The organism is Paenibacillus sp. 203 (genome assembly GCF_037027525.1).
In the GTDB taxonomy this organism is placed as follows: Bacteria; Bacillota; Bacilli; order Paenibacillales; family Paenibacillaceae; genus Paenibacillus; species Paenibacillus polymyxa_B.
In genome coordinates, this window is sequence record NZ_JAXCHD010000119.1 from 1 (window position 1) to 202 (window position 202).

1 rRNA gene is annotated in these 202 nt (G+C 48.5%); it reads left to right on the forward strand.

Going from position 1 to position 202, the window contains the following annotated elements:
* Positions 1-202, forward strand: a 23S ribosomal RNA gene (locus WA407_RS26675); the annotation flags it as partial.

A 202-nucleotide genomic window follows, 5' to 3' on the forward strand; every position in this document is an offset into this window, starting at 1 on the left:
GGTGAAATTTTAATACCTGTGAAGATGCAGGTTACCCGCGACAAGACGGAAAGACCCCATGGAGCTTTACTGCAGCTTGATATTGAATTTGGGTACGATCTGTACAGGATAGGTGGGAGCCGTAGAATCTTGAGCGCCAGCTTGAGAGGAGGCATCCTTGGGATACCACCCTGATCGTATCTAGGTTCTAACTTGGTACCGT